The sequence below is a fragment of the Candidatus Sysuiplasma acidicola genome (assembly GCA_019721035.1).
In the GTDB taxonomy this organism is placed as follows: domain Archaea; phylum Thermoplasmatota; class Thermoplasmata; order Sysuiplasmatales; family Sysuiplasmataceae; genus Sysuiplasma; species Sysuiplasma acidicola.
In genome coordinates this window covers 1-16799 of the sequence record JAHEAA010000027.1, presented here as the reverse complement: position 1 = coordinate 16799, position 16799 = coordinate 1, and the positions used below count along the sequence as shown (strand labels likewise).

Here is a 16799-nt window from a genome sequence, read left to right as displayed (position 1 = left end):
GTTCGGTGAGCAGCGGCAGTGCAGACATGCACTGCTCAGTGAAATCGAGATGCCTGAGTGAGAAGGGGAAGCCGTTGCCGCTGCTCTCTTTTATATGCAGTAGATTCTCCAGCGTGCTCCTCGCAACCATCACAGCGAGACGTCTGCTGTCTGAACAGTAACCGTCGCCAATCTGCTCAAGCAGTGCGCTGTCATAGGGGGGGAGGGACTGCAGCACACGATTCAGTTCCGTCCTTGTACCGTGGCGCCTGAGCACCTTACCGAGAACAGTGTGCCTGTACTCCATAAGATCTTTTCCCAGATCCCTGAGGAAATGCAGTTTGCACAGTCCTGCAGGGACGCCGGGGAATACGCTCTCTATCGCAGAGAGTATTCCACGGCGCATGTCGCTCATGGATGCAACGGGAGTACCGAATTTCAATTTTATATCACTGAGGACAGCTTCAATCGATTCCTTTGACTCCGAACGGCATCTCTTTGCATGCAGCACAAAGCCGCTGACCGCATCCCTGACGGCAACAATCATGTCGTAGTCGCCGTCAACCGTGCCGTCTATCTGCAGCACCCAGTTGCAGAGCAGCGGCCTGAGCATGTCGCTGCTCTTTTCATGTATCTTTGCAAACACATCCAGCGCAGTGTTCGAGAGGCGCCTGACATGTCTCTCAGATATCCCTACCTCCATTGCAGATGCAATCTCCCTGCAGCTGCGACCGTCAATGAAGCGCATTTTTGCAGCAGAGAGCATGACATCGTTTGCATATGTACAGCGTCTGTTGACTATGGTCGGCAAATTCTCAGAACGGAATAATATGCGTTCATGCCCGTTCCTGCACTGTTTTATGTGCTCGACGATGGTGAAGTATCCTCCACCGGCGAACTTCACCGGCTTTCTAGTTGTCTTGTATGCCCTGAGCTGCGAGTGGCATTCTGGACAACTTGTCAGCTCCGTGATGAAGTGCACTTCCTTCAATGCAGATCACTTGAATCTGAGCAGCAGCTTCTTCAGCCTCATGTCATTCTCAATGATGATCTTCGTGATGGGCCACACATCGATCTCGATGCCCATCTTCTTCAATATGCGCTGCATGTCGACATCGGTCAGCTCAGTGTCCAGGAGCCTCTGAACATAGGGCAGGAGCTGCTCTACAGTCAGCTCCTGTATGGACTTCGGACTCTTTCCGAGATAGCCGACATACTTCATCACAACCTTTCCACCAACCCTCTTTGAATCCCACAGTTCGTAGTACTCCTTGCCCGCCCTGGTCCGTCTCTTCTTCGGATATACAGTCATGACAGTAGTATATACTACTAACTATTTAGAGTCTTCGGTCTGAGCACACTGGCAATTCAAAAAAACAGAGAAAATCGACCATTTCCCTAACGGTCTGTGTCCGCCATAGGATATATATGATATATATGATGTATATTTTGTTAACCTGTTACATGTAACAATTTTTATTATATATCCATACGACGACTCATCCATCATGCATCCTTTTTTCGTTGTCGGCGAAATTGCCAGCAGTGCCTTAAGAGGACATGACAAAATGCCGTTTAGAGGAAACCGACCCCATTCACGTAGTCAGCCGCCGAGCCCGGTCGTCAGCTCCCTGACTGGATTGCCTGAATATCATTGCCTCGCCCTGGTATCCATGAGCCCCAGGGCATCCGTGATACCATCCGAGCACTTCAGTTCACACCAGTCGACGGCACAGGGGGCATCGCAATGAACGGGGGATACAGATTCTACTCTCTCGATTTTCCGGAAAGTGTGGACTTTCAGTTTTCAACGCTTGTCCGCAATATAGTGAAAGGAAGGCACGCCATCATGCTGATGATACAGAAAGAGGGCCTGTCTCCCATGCAGATAGTAGCCGCAAGTGCCGCTGAGATTGAAGACCCGCTCACTTCCATCGTATCGGGCGCAGACCCGAGGTGCACAGTAAAAAAGCTCGAAGTACTGAGGTCCGTAGGGTACGACATAGCACTTGAACTCAAACGCTTCGACCAGACCGAAGTCCTCGACATCTCCCGTGACATTCTGGCCGCCATGCGTTCCGTCCGGCCCGACGAGCACTTCAGGGCCACAGTATACGCGAGAAGATGGCTGCGGCTCAATCCCAGGAAGGCATCACCAGACTACGGCCTGCTTGGTTTCACGGTGTTCTTTGGAGGGAGTCTGCGCAGACTCACAGACATATTCCCGTTCATCGGGCACAGGAGAATGTGGAAAGTGAAACCGGCATTCAAAATATCGTCGCCGAGATGGAGTCCATGCCCCCTGACAATGGTTGACAACCTGATTCCGTCGACAAAGCAGACATTCCGGGACAGGATGTCCTTTCCGGCCCGGCCCGGCACAATCCTTTGCGAGGGCGTGCGCGTAAGCACTCCGTCCGGTCGCCATCCTCTCAAGGTGAACGAAGGGTTTCTCAAGGCGAATACACTGTTGTTTGGCGGTACCGGCACTGGCAAATCCACCTATCTCCACTGGCTTGCACTTACGCTCATCAGGGAGGGGAGGGCAGTGTGCGTTGTCGACCCCCACGGCACACTGATTTCCAGCATCATGGGCTATCTTGACGGAGGGGCGGAAAGCGGAAGGGTCGTATATGTCGATCCCGTGCGCTGTCCCCTTGGTCTCAATCCCTTCGAGGTGTTCAGAACGGATGGGAGGCAGGACGAGGTTTCATCGCTGCTCGTTGAATCCATCGGGCACACGATAAAGGAAGCATTCGGCAGCGAATACTGGGGTCCGAGGCTCGATTACCTCATCAACGGCGTCATCAGGGCGGTGGCACCACTTCCGCAGTCCAATTTCGCGGACGTAATTGAGTTGATAAACAACCCGTTCGCCGCCAAAGAGCTTGCAGACACGACCGGGGACCCCAGTTCAAAGGATTTCCTTCTTTCCATAATTCCCAGAGCGCGCGACGACTGGTGGATGTCCAGCATAGACAAGATAGGAAGGATTCTGAACAATACGCATGCCAGGACAGTGCTGTGCAGAAGAGTAGGCAATGTGGACATCGCGGAGTGCATCAGGGACGGCTGTGCGCTCCTGGCCGACCTTGACATGAACCAGATCGGCGCCGGCATGTCGTCGCTGATAGGCGCCATACTCATAGCCATGTACTGGATCGTCGCCTCATCCGTAAAGACCGGCGCAACAATCATAGTCGACGAGGCACAGCTCTTTCCGGCGGAGATACTGGAACGCATATCCTCCCAGGGAAGGAAATTCGGCGTCAACGTGATTTTTGCAAGCCAGAGTCCTTCCGGTTTTGACAGGAATATGCTCGCAGCTATGAGCTCAAACTTCGAAAACAAGATCTTGCTCAGGCTGGAGGGAATGGACGCGAAACTCGTCAGCGACTACTTCGGAGGCATCAGGGTGGAGGATGTCGGGACGCTGGGCAATCTTGAAGCACTGATCAAGAGCAGGGACAGCATAGGTGAACTTTCGCTCGAACCCGTAAGCGCCAAAGACGGGGGAAGGCGGGATTACATCAGCGCCATGGAAAGCATCTATACAACCGTCGACGATTCTCTGCCCTCTCCTCTGGCATCCATGGAAAGCCAGCTCTTCGACCTGCTCCAGATCGTGAGCATGGCGGAGGTTCAGGGAAAAACCTCATTGGGCAGCATACAGGAGACCGGTATTCTGGAGCTCATGGGCTACAGCATGTCACAGGTGACAAACCTGATTGCCAGAGCAAGGGCAATGAAGCTCGTCCAGCGGGGTCACAACCTGAGGCTGTCCGAGATTGGAAGAAACGAAATGCTCCGGCTTCAGGGAGGGATGCTGGCGGGAGGAGAACGGCACAGGGACATCGTCGTTTTGCTCAAGGCCATATTCGATGCAATGGTGCTGATATGCTACATACCCAGGCAGGTGCTTGGAACAGAGCAGCCAGACCTCATAGTTAGAACACTGGATGCAGTCTCGGCCATCTTGTTTTACATAGAGGTGGAAGTGTCAACCAAATACTGGCTCGAACTGAGAAGGAAGAAGATTGAACGCGCAGTAAGAAACAAAGCGACGCCGGTCTTTGTCTTTGATGATCCGGCACCGGTGATATCTGCTCAGAATAACGAAGAATTCAGGCACGCGGTGCTCCTCTGGCTTGACGGCAGGAGTCTGAAGTGCCACGTCAACGGCCAGTGGGTCGAGTTGAAGGACAAAGAGCAGTTCATCAGATTTGCTGCATCCACGTCAGACTGAGAATGCACCTATTAACCTTGCAGGATTGTTATCATCAGCATATTCATCGAGTGTTTCAGGGAAGCGTATCTTCTGCTTTCGATCGGTGACGTTTACGCATGAATCAGGTATTGGGCAGATATGTGGTGCACATTGGAAAAAGTGTGTGAATAGTGCCGGTAATTGCGCCCGGGAGAGGGAGTTTTTGCACAGCTTTTATAGAATCTGGGGTTTTCATCTGCGGGTCAAGGTCACGCGCCAGGTGAAACTATAATCTCAGATGTGTGCGCATCTTGTTGTGACCATGGTTCAATCTGCTCTGTCAATGCATTTGAAGACGCTGTGTTGCTTGCGATTTAGCGAATGGATGCGGGCCACGGTTTCAGGCAGCCGCATTCCCTGTACTTGCAGTCCTCATTGAACACGAGGGTGTCTTCATCATATTTGCTGAACAGGTCAAAGTGCAGCACCGGTTCACGAGCAAAGTGAAGCCGGATAGTGCTGCCGGCCATAGTGAAATCCGTGAAATCGAGGCGGAACAAAGTCGCCACATGGTGACCGCAATATGCGCATCTGTCAATTTCAATCTTCTTTCCATTGTAAAGTGTGATCACGGACTCAACTGGCTCACGATCAGCCTGCCCTGGCCCTGCATTCGGCATGGAGCTCATTTCTCTTCACTGTGTAGATAGCAGCTAATTGACTATAAAAAGATAACCAGAGGGTGCCCGAAAAGTGATTGCAAAAGTCTATGTGGCTACAGCAAATATCGATGAGCAATGAAAGCACTCGACATGAAGTATGCTTTTTCAGTTCTGAATGCCCTGCTGGATGCTGAACAGTTAATGAAGTCAGACCTGTTCAGCATAGTCCGGAACAACAATACGCTGGACAAGTTAATCGATGCTCTTCAGATGGAGGATATCATCTCTGTTGAGGAGAAGATGCTTGGAAGAAGGACGTATGCGATATCGCTCACTGAGAAGGGCAGGTCCATTACGACTTACTTCAAACTTGCAGAGAAAGCAAGTTTACAGGCACACACACCATCAGGAAAGCTGGAAAAGTCGCGCAGACGAACCGGAAAATAGGAAGAGCAATAGTGCATATTTTCATCATTTTCACTTATTCACTTATGTTGAATGGTTTCCCGGCTTCACAAGTCAGCTCAGGATACCAACCTCGCTTTTCACAGTCTTCGATTAGTCGCCATTTCTGCTCCATTGTGCTCGACCGAAAGTGGCAAAAATTGCAACCCCATATCCGGTTTGCCCTGTTTCTCAGCAATCGCGACAATCTACAGGAAATCAAACAGCTTCCCTTTGTGTGGTGATAACTGTGAAGGCAGCGAGTCGTCTTCTGTGCCAAACTCCGTCTTTGTTCTCTCAATGGCTGCGTCTATTTCCTCCACACCGTCCATGAGAGGTTCAATCTTTATCCTGGTGATCCCGTCCTTTGTCTTTACCAGTGCAGTCAGGTCAGGAAGGTTTCTTATCTCCTCTATGTCCTCTGTGCCGAGCATCCGTGCCACGGTGGGCGCAGTGAGTTTGCCCAGCCTGAGTGTAAATATATTTCGGAAGTGGGATGACATGCCGCCGAGTGTCGACCTTTCGAAAATTGTCGGGCTCCCGCTGGCGAGTATGATGTTGACGCCGAATTTCCTGCCGTCTGCCGCTATTTCCTGTATTATTCCGGGAGGTAACATATGCGATTCGTCGATGATTATTGTTGCACCAGCGCGGAGCGAGGATGCAACTACCCAGAACATTGACATCAGTATTGAACTGATAAGCGCTGCTGTGTTCCATCCTAATGCCTCGATGTTGATGTCGGCAACGATGCTCCTGCCATGCCTGATTTCACGTGGGAGGTTCACGTTGCCTTTCCTTCTGCAGAGGACTGAACGTGCAGGCTCGTCCAGGACGACTCTCTCTATCTTGTCCCTGACTGCCATCCACCAGTCTTCCCTGGCCATGGGCAGTTCTGTCAGTAGGAAGTTCCTGTTGCCAAATCTGTTGTGCTGTCGGCGAGTTTCCTGGCTGCAAGCGGGTTGTTTAAGAGTTCCAGCATGTCGACGAAGTTGGTTTCGTTCAGCCCGGCGGTGGATAACAGCAGACTCTGCAGCAGGTAATCCGTCCTGGGTTCCCAGAATTTGCCGCTGTAAGTTGTTTTGACAACGTAGCCTATAGATTCTGAGATTAATTCGGAAATGCGTTTACCGCCCCAGGGCTGCCTGAACATCTCAAACGGATTGAGTCCGACCGGGCAGTTCACCGGGTCGACGAATATCGCTGCATGGCCATATTTGGAAAAGCCTTCTGTCTTCATGACCTTCGAAACAAGGTCTCCGCGAGGGTCAATCAGGCAGACCGGCCTGCCGCGTGCAAGAATGTTGGATGCGAGCCTGCAGAGCAGTGTCGTCTTTCCTGTGCGTAATCCGCCGAATACAAGTATGTTTTCGGCGAAGAATGAATCGTGCGGCATGAACGGCATGCGGCGTGTATCCGCATTCATGTCCCCAGCCATTACCGGTGTGTTACCCTGAGTCCGGGGCACGTGCGGCTTTGCAACAATTGTTCTTCTTTCTATCAAATCTTTGAATTGAGGAATGATAATGTCGACGACAACGAAGGGGTGTACCTGGAACTTGTTTTTGAGTTTCAATGACTCTTTCACTTTCCACAGTTTGCGTTCCCGCAACAGAGGGAAAATGTCTACCAGCCTCTGCAGGGATCCTGAGTACTGGATGGTGAGAGACATCGGGCAGGTTGCACCCATCCTATATATGGAACTCAACCCCCTGAATGGCCGGACATGCAGAGTGACACGCAACTTTTCACCGTCCTGCAGTGCGAGCATTGCGTAGCTGATTGCCAGGTTCAGCTGCAGGGGCTTTGCCGCTTCCATGCTCTTCAACGTAACGCCGATGTGATAGTCATCGGTTTTCAACACATCCATCGGGATTATTTCTGCATTGTAATCGTCGGCTTCAACAGCATAGGAGAGCTGGTCCGCCACGTCTTTTCTGGCGGCAACTGCAAGTTCCACCGGCTTTTCGCCGTTTCTTTCTATTATGAATTGAAACGGTACTGTTCCCTCAGCCATCTTCGCGATGAACTCGGCCGTGGAGAAGTAAACCTCCTGTGGAAGTGTCAGTGAGTAGAAACGCATCGGTTCTGCCATTTCGGAGCTCACTCCATATAAATCTGCAGGACAGGATGAAGGATAATGGATAAATCATATTTTCCGTCCGGTTCGCAGGACTTAAAGGCATTCTGATGGGAAAAAGCTTCAGAAACACCATGTTGTGCAAAAACTGACGGAGTTAAGAATCAAAGACGCACGAAACACACATTTCCCTGCTCAATGACAGAACCAGGGGGATATCAAGGCAATTTCTGATTGGTATGTAACCAACGCGAAACGTATCAAGAATCATTATAGTGAAACGTTCGATATTGAAGTACGAAATGGTGCGAAGTTGTTTTTCCAGAATGAGACTCCGCATCTCTGTAAAAGACAGGCGTTACGAGGTTTCTCCCCATTGAGGACGACGTTTCAAGGTCACACATCAGGGCACACAGCAGAAGTAACCGGAGAACGCGGCAGGACCAACCGAGGATGCCATACGTTCCAGGGCCTTGAGTTCCCGTCTCACTTCCGTTTACTTGCTCAACAAACCATCAATCTCTTTGAGCTTCTTCGCAACTCTCCTGCCTGTTGCGCTCAGTGAGATCAGATATGTACGTCTGCCCTTCATCTCTTCCTTCATCGTGATCAGTCCGGCATCCTGCAGAATATCGAGTAGCTTGTCCAATGTGTTAGGGCTCGTGACAACACTATAGAGATCTTTCTTGAAACACTGACCATTCTGAAGTATGAACAGCATAGCGGACATTGAGTACTTTGCATCCAGTGCCTTCATGGGGCCAAGTGAAGGTTCACACGCTTATCATTCTTTTGCTCAGCCGGTCCCCGACTCAGGATGCGTGCATACTGTTGTTACTGCTCATCACTAGATGGAATACAGACGTAAGTCAAAAGGTTGTAAGAAATGAAGCCGGGACGCAGACACTGCGTAGGCGGGATACTGTGGTCAGCGTAGAGCGCGCCTGAAATGGCGCCGCAGGCCGCGCTAATCATATTCGCCCGCACCATGTGCGCCGGACACCGCGCTCATTATGACCTGGATTGTGTCAGCATCGTCGTGGGTTCACGGGCATTACACCCCTACAGCTCTTCCGCACTCCAGCCTCAGTGTTTGCTTACGGTCGCGATCAGATTGTGAATGCCGAAATGCCCTGGACTCTTCCCGCACCGTCAAAGGCTTTCGACCAGTGTTCGCCCATATCCTTTGAGTAGTACACTTCACCAGTTGTCGTTCCGAAATAAATGCCAGCATTGTCGAATGTGTCCAAGGACATCGCGTCTCTTAATATGCATGTGTGATTTTTCTTTGGCAGGCCGTCGGTCAGTCTCTCCCACGCCTTTCCGCCATCAGAGGTCCGGTAAACAGCGAGCTCGCCTTTTATGCAGGAGTTGTGTTCCTTGCAGGGTCCTCCTTGAAACGCCGGAATAGTAAACAGCTTCCCGCCGTTCAGATCGTCCGGGCTCTCAGCCAGCGCTATGGGAAATCCATGTCTAAGTGTGTTTCCAGGGCTGATGTCGATCCAGCTCTGCCCGAAGTCTGAGGACTTGTATACCCCGCAGTGATTCTGCTGATAAACAGTTCCGGGCTTTTGCTCAGAGACTGCAAGCTTGTGGGTGCACCGATGAACTTCTGCTAGATGACTCTTCATGATCTTTTCCGGATCAGTTTCCCCATGTCCAGTGACGTCAGCGGCTGCCCAGTCAGCAGAACATGTATTTTTCACCCCATTGTCAAGCAGACTCCAGTTCTTTCCCGCGTCATCAGTTCTGTACGGTCCTCCTCCGGAGCTTACAATATAGAAACGATCCTTCTGATTCGGGTCCATTTTAATCGTATGGATGCAGAGGCCAACTGTTCCGAATCCCCAGTCGACTCCCCACTCGTTTCTCTTCGGGGCAGTAAACAATCCTGTAACTTCCTCCCAGTTCATGCCCATGTCTTCGGACTTGAAAAGGTGGCCATAGTGTGTGCCTGCATAAACAGTATTCTTGTGATGCGGATCGAACTCGATCGTCCACGTCTTCTTGACGTGCAATCCGTCGTTTCTCGGCTTCCAGCTCCTGCCAAAATCCCGAGACGCGAATATGCCGTTTGTATGAGTGGCCGCAAACATCGTCTTCGTTCTTGAATCATACCTTATGCAGTTCACACTCTCTTTCCGCAGAAAGGGTCCAACCTTTTTCCATTTGTCTCGTTGCGAGTCAGAGACCAGCAAAAAGCCTCCCTGCCTGGTTCCAACACCGACGGCTATCTTCTTGTTCTTGTCAGAAGACGCATGCGAACGTTGCCGTGCCATTTGTGATTACCTGACTTTTACGCTGTTTTAAAAAGTGTTGTTAAAAATGTTACTCGCATAAATATGAACTCATCTATTTATACCGTGGGCTGGAGGGCTGGGACAGCGAATTTAGTGATATTTCCAGCTAATCCCGGTATCGGCCAAAACCGCCGGCAGCGACGGCCTGCGAAATCGGCATTGCATGTTAACAAACGCCTGTCTGGTCAGAGTTTTCATGAGGAGGGCAACAGACTTGTCTGTGGCATTGTGCTCAGTAGTGACTGGCGGCAGTATGGCGACAGAATTGACTTTTCCCTTCAGACTTTGAATATATTCAGATGAGTGTTATCTTAAAACCGCGAAGCTTTATAAGTATACGCGATATTATGATAACTTGTAATGAACACCTCTTCCTTAAAACTGCTGTACCAGCTGCTGACGGGCCCATCATCCGTTCACCAGCTTTCGCACATCCTTGGTTTGAGTGAAAGAAGAGTTCAGGAACTGACAAAGGAATTGCGTGAAAGGGGTCTGTTAGCGTCAAAAGGCGACAGGAGTCTTGAGATCAGCAGCAGTCTGGGCGGAACTCTTCTAAGATCACTTTCCTCCAGATATGACTTGAGGAAGATTTTGCTTGATGCAGGCGAACAGGTACTCGCATCCATCCTCTCTGAGCGTGATATTGTTGGTATTCAGCGGTATACACGGCTCTCTTATCCTACCATCCGAAGGGCACTGTCAAGGCTGATGGAGGCGGGAGCGGTGCAACAGATCGAAGAGGGGGGTGCATTCAGACTAAAGGAGGGAGATCCTGAACTGTATACCTTCGTTATGTTTCTCCGGGAACAGCATGAAGCCGGAAAATATGAGGGAAGCGCCGAAGTTGTCTATTCAACACCGGAGACGGTGCTCAAAACAATCCCAAAGGGGGATACCGCCTCAGGCAGTCTGACGGCATTCTCAGCATTTTCGCAGTGGGACATTGAACTGCGCACGGTGCGTGACTACCGTATATTTCCAGAACTGGCAATAGGGCCAGAAGATGCACTGGTGCACGCCCTCGCATTCTCAAAGTCGCGCGCAGACTATACAGACTGCCTGCTATTCTATCTTAAGAATCGAAATATTCTAAAGCATTCGAAACTGAGGGAACTCGGCAGGTCATTCCATGTTTCAGATGCTGTTTTTGACCTGGAAACCTTTGCCAGAACAGGTTCTCCAGAAGTCATGGAGAGGTTTCTTCCCGAAAATGAAATATATGAAAAAGCGAAACTGTACGACATCAATCTTTCAGCGATTCGGGAGGAAACACCGTATGAGGACTTTGTCGCCGACCTCTCAACTGAGCTGATAACGGCTAAACCGCCAAGTCTTTTCATCTTCGGCGGCGAGGCGATGAGGCAGAAAGGACTCAAGCGCGCCACAAAGGATATCGACATAGTGCTGGAAAATGTGGCTGCATTCAGTTTGCTGCGAAGCGCCATTCTCAATCTCGGATATGTCGAGCGGACAAATACGACTGGAAATGGAGCGCACAGGGAGCGATTTCCACGCGGTGTCTTTGTGCATGATTCACTGCCAACGATAGATGTCTTCACAAAGAGGATATTGGATGCCTTCAGCCTGACTCCCAGCATGATTTCGCGCAGCGCCTGCCGGAAGTCGAATAATCTTTCCGTGTGCCTCCTCTCAAACGAAGATATTTTTTTGCTGAAATCGATAACAGAAAGGGAGGGAGATCTCTATGATATGGCTATTCTGGCGGCCACTCCTGGTTTCGACTGGAAAGTTGTATTGAATGAACTGCTGAGACAGGAAGAAAAGGCCAGCAGACATTTCTGTCTGGCCGTAATGCAGGCAGTCGAGGAGATAGAAAGAAGAAACGGTATAAGAACGACCATTCACAGGGCTCTTGAATCCCATTGTCTGGATGCCTCAATTTTGCTCATGTTGGAGATCAAAGGACCTCTTCGCCTCAATGACATGCTTGGAGTGCTGGAATATCCAGAATATACTGTACGCAGGCATGCCAATGGCCTTGTCAAAGCGGGTAAACTTTCAAGAGATCAGGAAGATCGATACTCTATTAAAAATCGCAAAAGGAAGGAGAAGTGAATCGGCCGACTGTAATTGTAAGGCACAAACTGTCCGGCGAAGATACAACTTTCAGAGAATTACCGATTCCGACTGAAAGACCTGTCTTAATGTCTTCGGCCATTTGTTCTACACCTTTGTGCCATTGACAGATTGTGAGGGTGCGAGGGCATGAATACGATTGAGTCTGAGGAAATCCATGTACTTCTGCATCATCATTTCCGCAGCCTCCACGGCAGAACCGTTCTCCCTTAGCAAGTCCGTGATCAGCTGAGATATTGTGACAATCCTGTATCCTTTAACTGCGAAAAGGTTGTGAAAGACGCCCCTGTCGTACGATCTCAGCCTGACGTTTCCGCCGCCGACCAGGGCGCCCGCCCTGACCAGCATTCTGTGCCAGTCATTAAGATCGTCAGGACATACATAGAATTCAACCTTGGACGGGAAAAGATATCCATTAACAATAGATTCCGCCTGATACGTTGTGAGAGCGTATTCCAAATCTGATTTTCTCAGTACTCTCAATATTCCAGGCAGCATGTAACTCTGAGATCTGTATCCGAGGTGTATCGAACTCCACCTCTGCAGGAGACCATTGCAGTCAGTTACCATGGTCCCTTTTACCAGGTGATCTTCCTCAAGTCTGTCAAGGAGAAGGCTCACCTGTATTTGCTGTGCGCCGGAAAGTCTGGCGATTCTGTATTTTGTCAGCGTACCTTCGGGATTGCATAATATAATTCTGTATATTCTGTCATTCTTCGTCCCTCTTGGCAGCTAATTGCTGCCTTCGCTTTGCCGGACTTCCTGCTGCGCCATTCTCCATCGTACAATAATAACGCGATTTGTTATTCAATGTTATTGTGGTATAATTACCTCATGCACCCATAACTGGAATTGCGGCGTAGCTAATGGTCTGCCACCCTGTCGAGTGAGACGTTGTTGGTTCACAAAGATATAGGAAACAAGTCAGAAAGAAAGTAGTTTGGAGGAAGAGTTGTGGCAGCAAGAACAGGAGGTGTGTGGCAGCCCGAACTGCATTGTGACAGAAGTTTTTAAACTAAGTTTATGTATGTGTTTAAACATATAGGTCATTGTGTCAAAGACAATCACGATTAGAAACGAAATATATGAAGAGTTGAAAAGGATCAAAAAGAAGGATGAGAGTTTCAGTGAGTTCTTCGAGAGGTTGTCAAGTGAGTTGAGGCCCGTTGACTCCCTGAGTAAACTGAGGGCATCAGTGGAATTCAAAGACAAGAAGAAGTTGCTGCAGGAAATAGACCTCAGGAGGAGTGAGAGAAGGCCATGATAGTCCTGGATTCAAACATCCTCATTGAGATATTTGACAAGCATTCGTCTGTCGGTGGGAGGTTTTATGATAGAATAATCGACAGCAGAGAGCCTTTTTCCACGACTGCACTTAACCTGCACGAAGTAAGATACGCACTTGAGAAGTACGCAAGACTATCGGAGGAACTCTCAAGATTGCCGATTCTGAATTACACTTCAGAAGATGCGAAACTTTCCTCTTCTCTTGAGGTCATGACGGAAAGGAAAGGCAGGAAGGTCCGGCGCATGGATTCGATGATTGCTGCAACGGTCATCAACAATGCCGGGCGCCTATTCACCACGGACGTCAGGCACTTTGAAATCTTTCGTGAAGCAGGACTGTTGCTCTTTCGGTGATTACCAAAAGTTCAAAACTCGGGTCTGACCGCCAGACTGAGCGGCATGCATCAGATGCGTTCAGGGATTAAAACAGTTCTATGATGCGCAGTGCACCACGACGTTTGATGCCACGCCCGACCAGGCGAATGCATGAGATGCGCGACTGGTGATGTTTATATTCAGGCTATGTTTCCGATTATCCGTGAGCATCGAAGCACTCCTGGCCATCGACGTCAGGAAAATCTATCATCCGCGAGGTGCAACCCCCGTAGACGCACTGAGGGGGGTCTCCATGACAATTCGAAAGGGAGAACGGATTGCCCTCCTCGGCCGAAACGGTGCGGGCAAGACAACCTTCCTTCGTATTAGCTCAACACTGCTTTTGCCAACCTCCGGCACCCTGGAGGTATTCGGCCATGATGTGATGACACACCCTGAGCAGGTTCGCCCTCTCGTTGCGGTGGTCCCGCAGGAGGGTAAACCCTTCTACCACCTCACTCCTCGGGAGCAGATATATGCCTATCTGAGGGCACGCGGTATAGACAGGGAAACAGCAAAATCCCGTGTGGCAGAAGCACTTGAGCAGATGGGACTGGAGGAAGTTGCTGACCGCTTGTCAATCACACTTTCCGGAGGGCAGAAACAGCGTGTGATGGTCGCAACTGTCATCGCGACAAAGGCGCCGCTCCTGTTCCTCGACGAACCGACGATAGGCATGGATCCCTTTGCCCGGAGGGCTGTCTGGGAGACCATGCGCCGTCTCACTGACCAGGGCTCCACGATTCTGCTTACGACACATTACCTCGACGAGGCTGAAGCGCTGTCACAGCGCCTCTATGTCATCGACGGCGGCCGCGTTCTGGTCGAGGGGACTGCCGACGCCATCAAGCAGCAGATCGGCGGCACGCTCAAGGTTTCTGTAGCAAACGGGGAAGCGCTGAAAGAACAGCTCTCTGCATTTGGTGAAATCGTCTCGGATGGCGGGACCGTCCACCTCATCACGCACCCCGAGCAGATAAACGAGATTATGGCCACGGCCATGCGCGCAGGTCTCACAGCGACAGTGGGGCCGGTGACACTTGAAGAAGCGTTCCTCAAGATTGTCGGCCGGTCTATCGATGAGGAAGCGGGGTGATAACACGGATCTGGAAGTCAGGTGGACAGGTATGTGGAGTTTCATGGCCACGGAAACCCGCGTCCAGTTACACGAATGGCTCGCTGTCGTCACAGGTTTACTCGTCCAGGCAGCGCTCCTTGTGTTTGTCTGGGTCTGGGCACCGCGCCTCCTCTCCTTCGCACTCATTGGAGCCCTGTCCTACTCTGCATTCCTCGTGGGTCAGCGTGTGCTCAATGAAGCAGCCTACATACGCGTGGACCACAAGCTCAACGAACTCTACCACGCCAGCCCGATGTCCCCGGAGTCTTACTTCGTCGGCATGTCGCTGGGTATCCTGCTTGCTTACCTGCCTCCGATGTTAATCCTTCTGGCGTTACTGGAGTTCCTGCATCCGCTTAACGCTCTCGCAGCGCTCACACTTCTGTTGACACTCCTGGCGGTGTGGGCTTTTTCCTCATCCATGGGCTACTGTGTATCCACTGTGTTCAAGGACATGAAGACCATCTGGCCCTATTCGAGTCTGCTCACGAATCTCTTCGGCATTCTACCGCCCGTCTTCTATCCGCTGCGATATTTCCAGGCTTCACTGCGTCCGATTGCCCTTCTCGTCCCGACGAGTTCTTCCGTTGCACTGATTGAGAAGGCAGCGGGCATGGCTGCCCTTTCGCCCAATGAAGTATTCCTCGGGGCAGGCTCTCTAGCGGTTGAGGCCTTAGTTTTCATCGTCTTCGGTATTTACGTGGCGCGCCGCACGGCAAGAGAGGGATAATATGAAGGAAGTCGACGGGAAAATGATCGCCGATATACGCAGGGGCAGGATCTTTCCCGCATTCGCGCTCATAGGCTGGCGCTGGATTGCACGCAACCCCATTGCAGTGGCCGTGCCAATCCTGCTGCCCTTCTTCTTCCTTTATTTCCTGCACCTGATTTCACAGCCGAGATATTTTCCCCTCGAGATCGCCGGCGCCATGCTATTCACAACGCAGAACATAGGCAGCTGGTGCCTCGGGGATGCCTCCGAACTGCGCCTTGAGATGCATTTGCAGGACCTGTTCACCGCCTCTCCACTTGACCGCTTACGCTACCTCTTCGGCATCGCTTTCTCCAACCTCATCCCCGCAGTTCCGGCACTCATCGTCCTGGGTATCCTTCTCTCGTATGTGACGCGCGTCTCGCTAGGCGCATGGCTCATCCTCGGAGCATCCATCTTCGCCGTATGGATTCTTTATTCCGCGGTCGGTCTCGCGATATCTAGCCGAGTCAGGAGCCAGATGGAGGTCTGGCCGGTTGGAAACCTCGTCTTTACGGCGCTTGGCATCTTCTCTCCTCTGTACTATCCGCTTGATATTCTGCCTCCGGCTTGGCAGGCCGGAGCTCACCTGCTTCCGGCAACTTATGCAGCCCTGCTGGTACAGGGCGCACTGGGCTTCACCAGGGCGACTGCCGCAGAGATGCTGCTCAATGCGTTCCTGCTTGTCCTTTCGACGATCATCGGCCTTGCCATTGTCCTGCGTTTATACACCTGGCGAGAACCCTGAGTCTCAGACCAGCGCTGAGCAGGACAGTGTCAGGAATAAATACCGGTGAGCCACGGGCAGCAAGAAGAGGATGTCACAAGCTTAAGCTGTCGCGCAGGTCTTCTATCTTCTCTTCATCCAGAAGGTCTGCAACAGAAGGTTTGTCAGTCAAATCTACTCGAAGTGCCTTCGCAATCTCCCTGTGCCCCATTCCAAGTTCCATCTCAGAAAACAGTTTGTCAGCAAAGTCACCGAAACGCTTCACCTTGTTGAAATACACATTCCCCATCTTGTGCAGGCTCACAGAAACTCTGGCGCGCAATTCAATGTCGTTTCTGAGAGGGTCGTACCCAAGGTTTTCATTGTGGAAGTCTTTTCGATACAGTTCATCTTGTTCTTTTAACAATGAAATCAGACGAACTTCGTCAAGTTCCTTCTTGTCGACAATTGTTCGTAAATCATCTATATCGGTCGTTCTGGTAGGATAGATTTTGAAAAGAAAAATAGAGTTGTGTTCAAGCAAAATCAAAAGGAATTTTCCATAAATGGTTTGTGTTGAACCACTCTCCATCAATCGAGTAATCCTCCAGTTATTCCAATATGGCCAATGCAAGTCGATAACATCGACATCGCTCGCAGCATTTTCCAAGCGCAGCAGATGGCTGCGTTAGCCGACGGTGTACCAGATCTGCTGTAATTTCCTGATCCTGTACTTCCACTCTATTCACCTCAACTGTCTTCCAAGCTAAGATATTTTCTGCCTGTCATCCACT

The 16799-nt window shown here is 50.7% G+C and carries 17 protein-coding genes; 8 read left to right on the top strand and 9 right to left on the bottom strand.

From position 1 onward, the window contains the following. A partial coding sequence (locus KIS30_09640; protein ID MBX8647000.1) for a hypothetical protein occupies positions 1-970 on the bottom strand: 970 nt, incomplete at its 3' end. Between the two features lie 6 nt (positions 971-976). Next, on the bottom strand, positions 977-1291 hold the full coding sequence (locus tag KIS30_09635; protein MBX8646999.1) for a hypothetical protein: 315 nt from the start codon (positions 1289-1291) through the stop codon (positions 977-979). Positions 1292-1726: 435 nt separating this feature from the next. On the opposite strand from KIS30_09635, the gene KIS30_09630 reads away from it, so the two are divergent. Continuing rightward, positions 1727-4225 carry a hypothetical protein gene (locus tag KIS30_09630; GenBank protein MBX8646998.1) on the top strand — a complete coding sequence of 833 codons (2499 nt, stop codon included), beginning with the start codon at positions 1727-1729 and terminating at the stop codon, positions 4223-4225. A 335-nt stretch (positions 4226-4560) separates the two neighbouring features. Here the strand turns inward: KIS30_09630 and KIS30_09625 are convergent, their stop codons facing one another. Then, complete coding sequence (locus KIS30_09625; protein ID MBX8646997.1) at positions 4561-4875, bottom strand: hypothetical protein; 315 nt, start codon at positions 4873-4875, stop codon at positions 4561-4563. 108 nt (positions 4876-4983) lie between these two features. On the opposite strand from KIS30_09625, the gene KIS30_09620 reads away from it, so the two are divergent. Further along, a complete protein-coding gene (locus KIS30_09620; GenBank protein ID MBX8646996.1) occupies positions 4984-5295 on the top strand; it encodes a hypothetical protein in 312 nt (103 codons plus the stop codon). A gap of 206 nt (positions 5296-5501) precedes the next feature. On the opposite strand, the gene KIS30_09615 is transcribed toward KIS30_09620, so the two are convergent. From KIS30_09615 to KIS30_09600, 4 genes are all read right to left on the bottom strand, one after another. Then, positions 5502-6179 (bottom strand): ATP-binding protein, encoded by a 678-nt coding sequence (locus tag KIS30_09615; GenBank protein ID MBX8646995.1) that lies wholly within the window; start codon positions 6177-6179, stop codon positions 5502-5504. Between the two features lie 11 nt (positions 6180-6190). After that, complete coding sequence (locus tag KIS30_09610) at positions 6191-7387, bottom strand: hypothetical protein (GenBank protein ID MBX8646994.1); 1197 nt, start codon at positions 7385-7387, stop codon at positions 6191-6193. A 481-nt stretch (positions 7388-7868) separates the two neighbouring features. Continuing rightward, positions 7869-8129 carry a hypothetical protein gene (locus tag KIS30_09605; GenBank protein ID MBX8646993.1) on the bottom strand — a complete coding sequence of 87 codons (261 nt, stop codon included), beginning with the start codon at positions 8127-8129 and terminating at the stop codon, positions 7869-7871. Positions 8130-8481: 352 nt separating this feature from the next. Further along, positions 8482-9651, bottom strand: coding sequence for a hypothetical protein (locus KIS30_09600; protein ID MBX8646992.1), 1170 nt, complete (start codon positions 9649-9651; stop codon positions 8482-8484). A 381-nt stretch (positions 9652-10032) separates the two neighbouring features. Between KIS30_09600 and KIS30_09595 the strand changes: the two genes are divergently transcribed. Beyond that, positions 10033-11748, top strand: coding sequence for a hypothetical protein (locus KIS30_09595; GenBank protein MBX8646991.1), 1716 nt, complete (start codon positions 10033-10035; stop codon positions 11746-11748). 108 nt (positions 11749-11856) lie between these two features. Here the strand turns inward: KIS30_09595 and KIS30_09590 are convergent, their stop codons facing one another. Next, positions 11857-12390: a hypothetical protein gene (locus KIS30_09590; protein ID MBX8646990.1), complete on the bottom strand. Its 534-nt coding sequence runs from the start codon at positions 12388-12390 to the stop codon at positions 11857-11859. Between the two features lie 430 nt (positions 12391-12820). Between KIS30_09590 and KIS30_09585 the strand changes: the two genes are divergently transcribed. The 5 genes from KIS30_09585 (at position 12821) to KIS30_09565 (ending at position 16047) form a co-directional block, all read left to right on the top strand. Then, positions 12821-13033, top strand: a complete 213-nt coding sequence (locus KIS30_09585; protein ID MBX8646989.1) for a hypothetical protein — start codon at positions 12821-12823, stop codon at positions 13031-13033. Continuing rightward, on the top strand, positions 13030-13410 hold the full coding sequence (locus KIS30_09580; GenBank protein MBX8646988.1) for a type II toxin-antitoxin system VapC family toxin: 381 nt from the start codon (positions 13030-13032) through the stop codon (positions 13408-13410). Before KIS30_09585 ends, KIS30_09580 begins: the two co-directional genes overlap by 4 nt. Before the next feature lie 184 nt (positions 13411-13594). Then, positions 13595-14527, top strand: a complete 933-nt coding sequence (locus KIS30_09575) for an ABC transporter ATP-binding protein (GenBank protein ID MBX8646987.1) — start codon at positions 13595-13597, stop codon at positions 14525-14527. 43 nt (positions 14528-14570) lie between these two features. Beyond that, the gene (locus tag KIS30_09570; GenBank protein ID MBX8646986.1) at positions 14571-15278 is read left to right on the top strand and encodes an ABC transporter permease; all 708 of its coding nucleotides are present in this window, start codon (positions 14571-14573) and stop codon (positions 15276-15278) included. Position 15279: 1 nt separating this feature from the next. Beyond that, positions 15280-16047, top strand: coding sequence for an ABC transporter permease (locus KIS30_09565; GenBank protein MBX8646985.1), 768 nt, complete (start codon positions 15280-15282; stop codon positions 16045-16047). A gap of 73 nt (positions 16048-16120) precedes the next feature. Here the strand turns inward: KIS30_09565 and KIS30_09560 are convergent, their stop codons facing one another. Beyond that, positions 16121-16675, bottom strand: a complete 555-nt coding sequence (locus KIS30_09560) for a hypothetical protein (GenBank protein ID MBX8646984.1) — start codon at positions 16673-16675, stop codon at positions 16121-16123. Positions 16676-16799: the final 124 nt, after the last annotated feature.

Bases quoted from the DNA above. Each gene is read 5' to 3' on its own strand.
- KIS30_09635 (MBX8646999.1), bottom strand. From the start codon at position 1,291: ATGACTGTATATCCGAAGAAGAGACGGACCAGGGCGGGCAAGGAGTAC.
- KIS30_09630 (MBX8646998.1), top strand. From the start codon at position 1,727: ATGAACGGGGGATACAGATTCTACTCTCTCGATTTTCCGGAAAGTGTG.
- KIS30_09625 (MBX8646997.1), bottom strand. From the start codon at position 4,875: ATGAGCTCCATGCCGAATGCAGGGCCAGGGCAGGCTGATCGTGAGCCA.
- KIS30_09620 (MBX8646996.1), top strand. From the start codon at position 4,984: ATGAAAGCACTCGACATGAAGTATGCTTTTTCAGTTCTGAATGCCCTG.
- KIS30_09615 (MBX8646995.1), bottom strand. From the start codon at position 6,179: ATGGCCAGGGAAGACTGGTGGATGGCAGTCAGGGACAAGATAGAGAGA.
- KIS30_09610 (MBX8646994.1), bottom strand. From the start codon at position 7,387: ATGGCAGAACCGATGCGTTTCTACTCACTGACACTTCCACAGGAGGTT.
- KIS30_09605 (MBX8646993.1), bottom strand. From the start codon at position 8,129: ATGAAGGCACTGGATGCAAAGTACTCAATGTCCGCTATGCTGTTCATA.
- KIS30_09600 (MBX8646992.1), bottom strand. From the start codon at position 9,651: ATGGCACGGCAACGTTCGCATGCGTCTTCTGACAAGAACAAGAAGATA.
- KIS30_09595 (MBX8646991.1), top strand. From the start codon at position 10,033: ATGAACACCTCTTCCTTAAAACTGCTGTACCAGCTGCTGACGGGCCCA.
- KIS30_09580 (MBX8646988.1), top strand. From the start codon at position 13,030: ATGATAGTCCTGGATTCAAACATCCTCATTGAGATATTTGACAAGCAT.
- KIS30_09570 (MBX8646986.1), top strand. From the start codon at position 14,571: ATGGCCACGGAAACCCGCGTCCAGTTACACGAATGGCTCGCTGTCGTC.
- KIS30_09565 (MBX8646985.1), top strand. From the start codon at position 15,280: ATGAAGGAAGTCGACGGGAAAATGATCGCCGATATACGCAGGGGCAGG.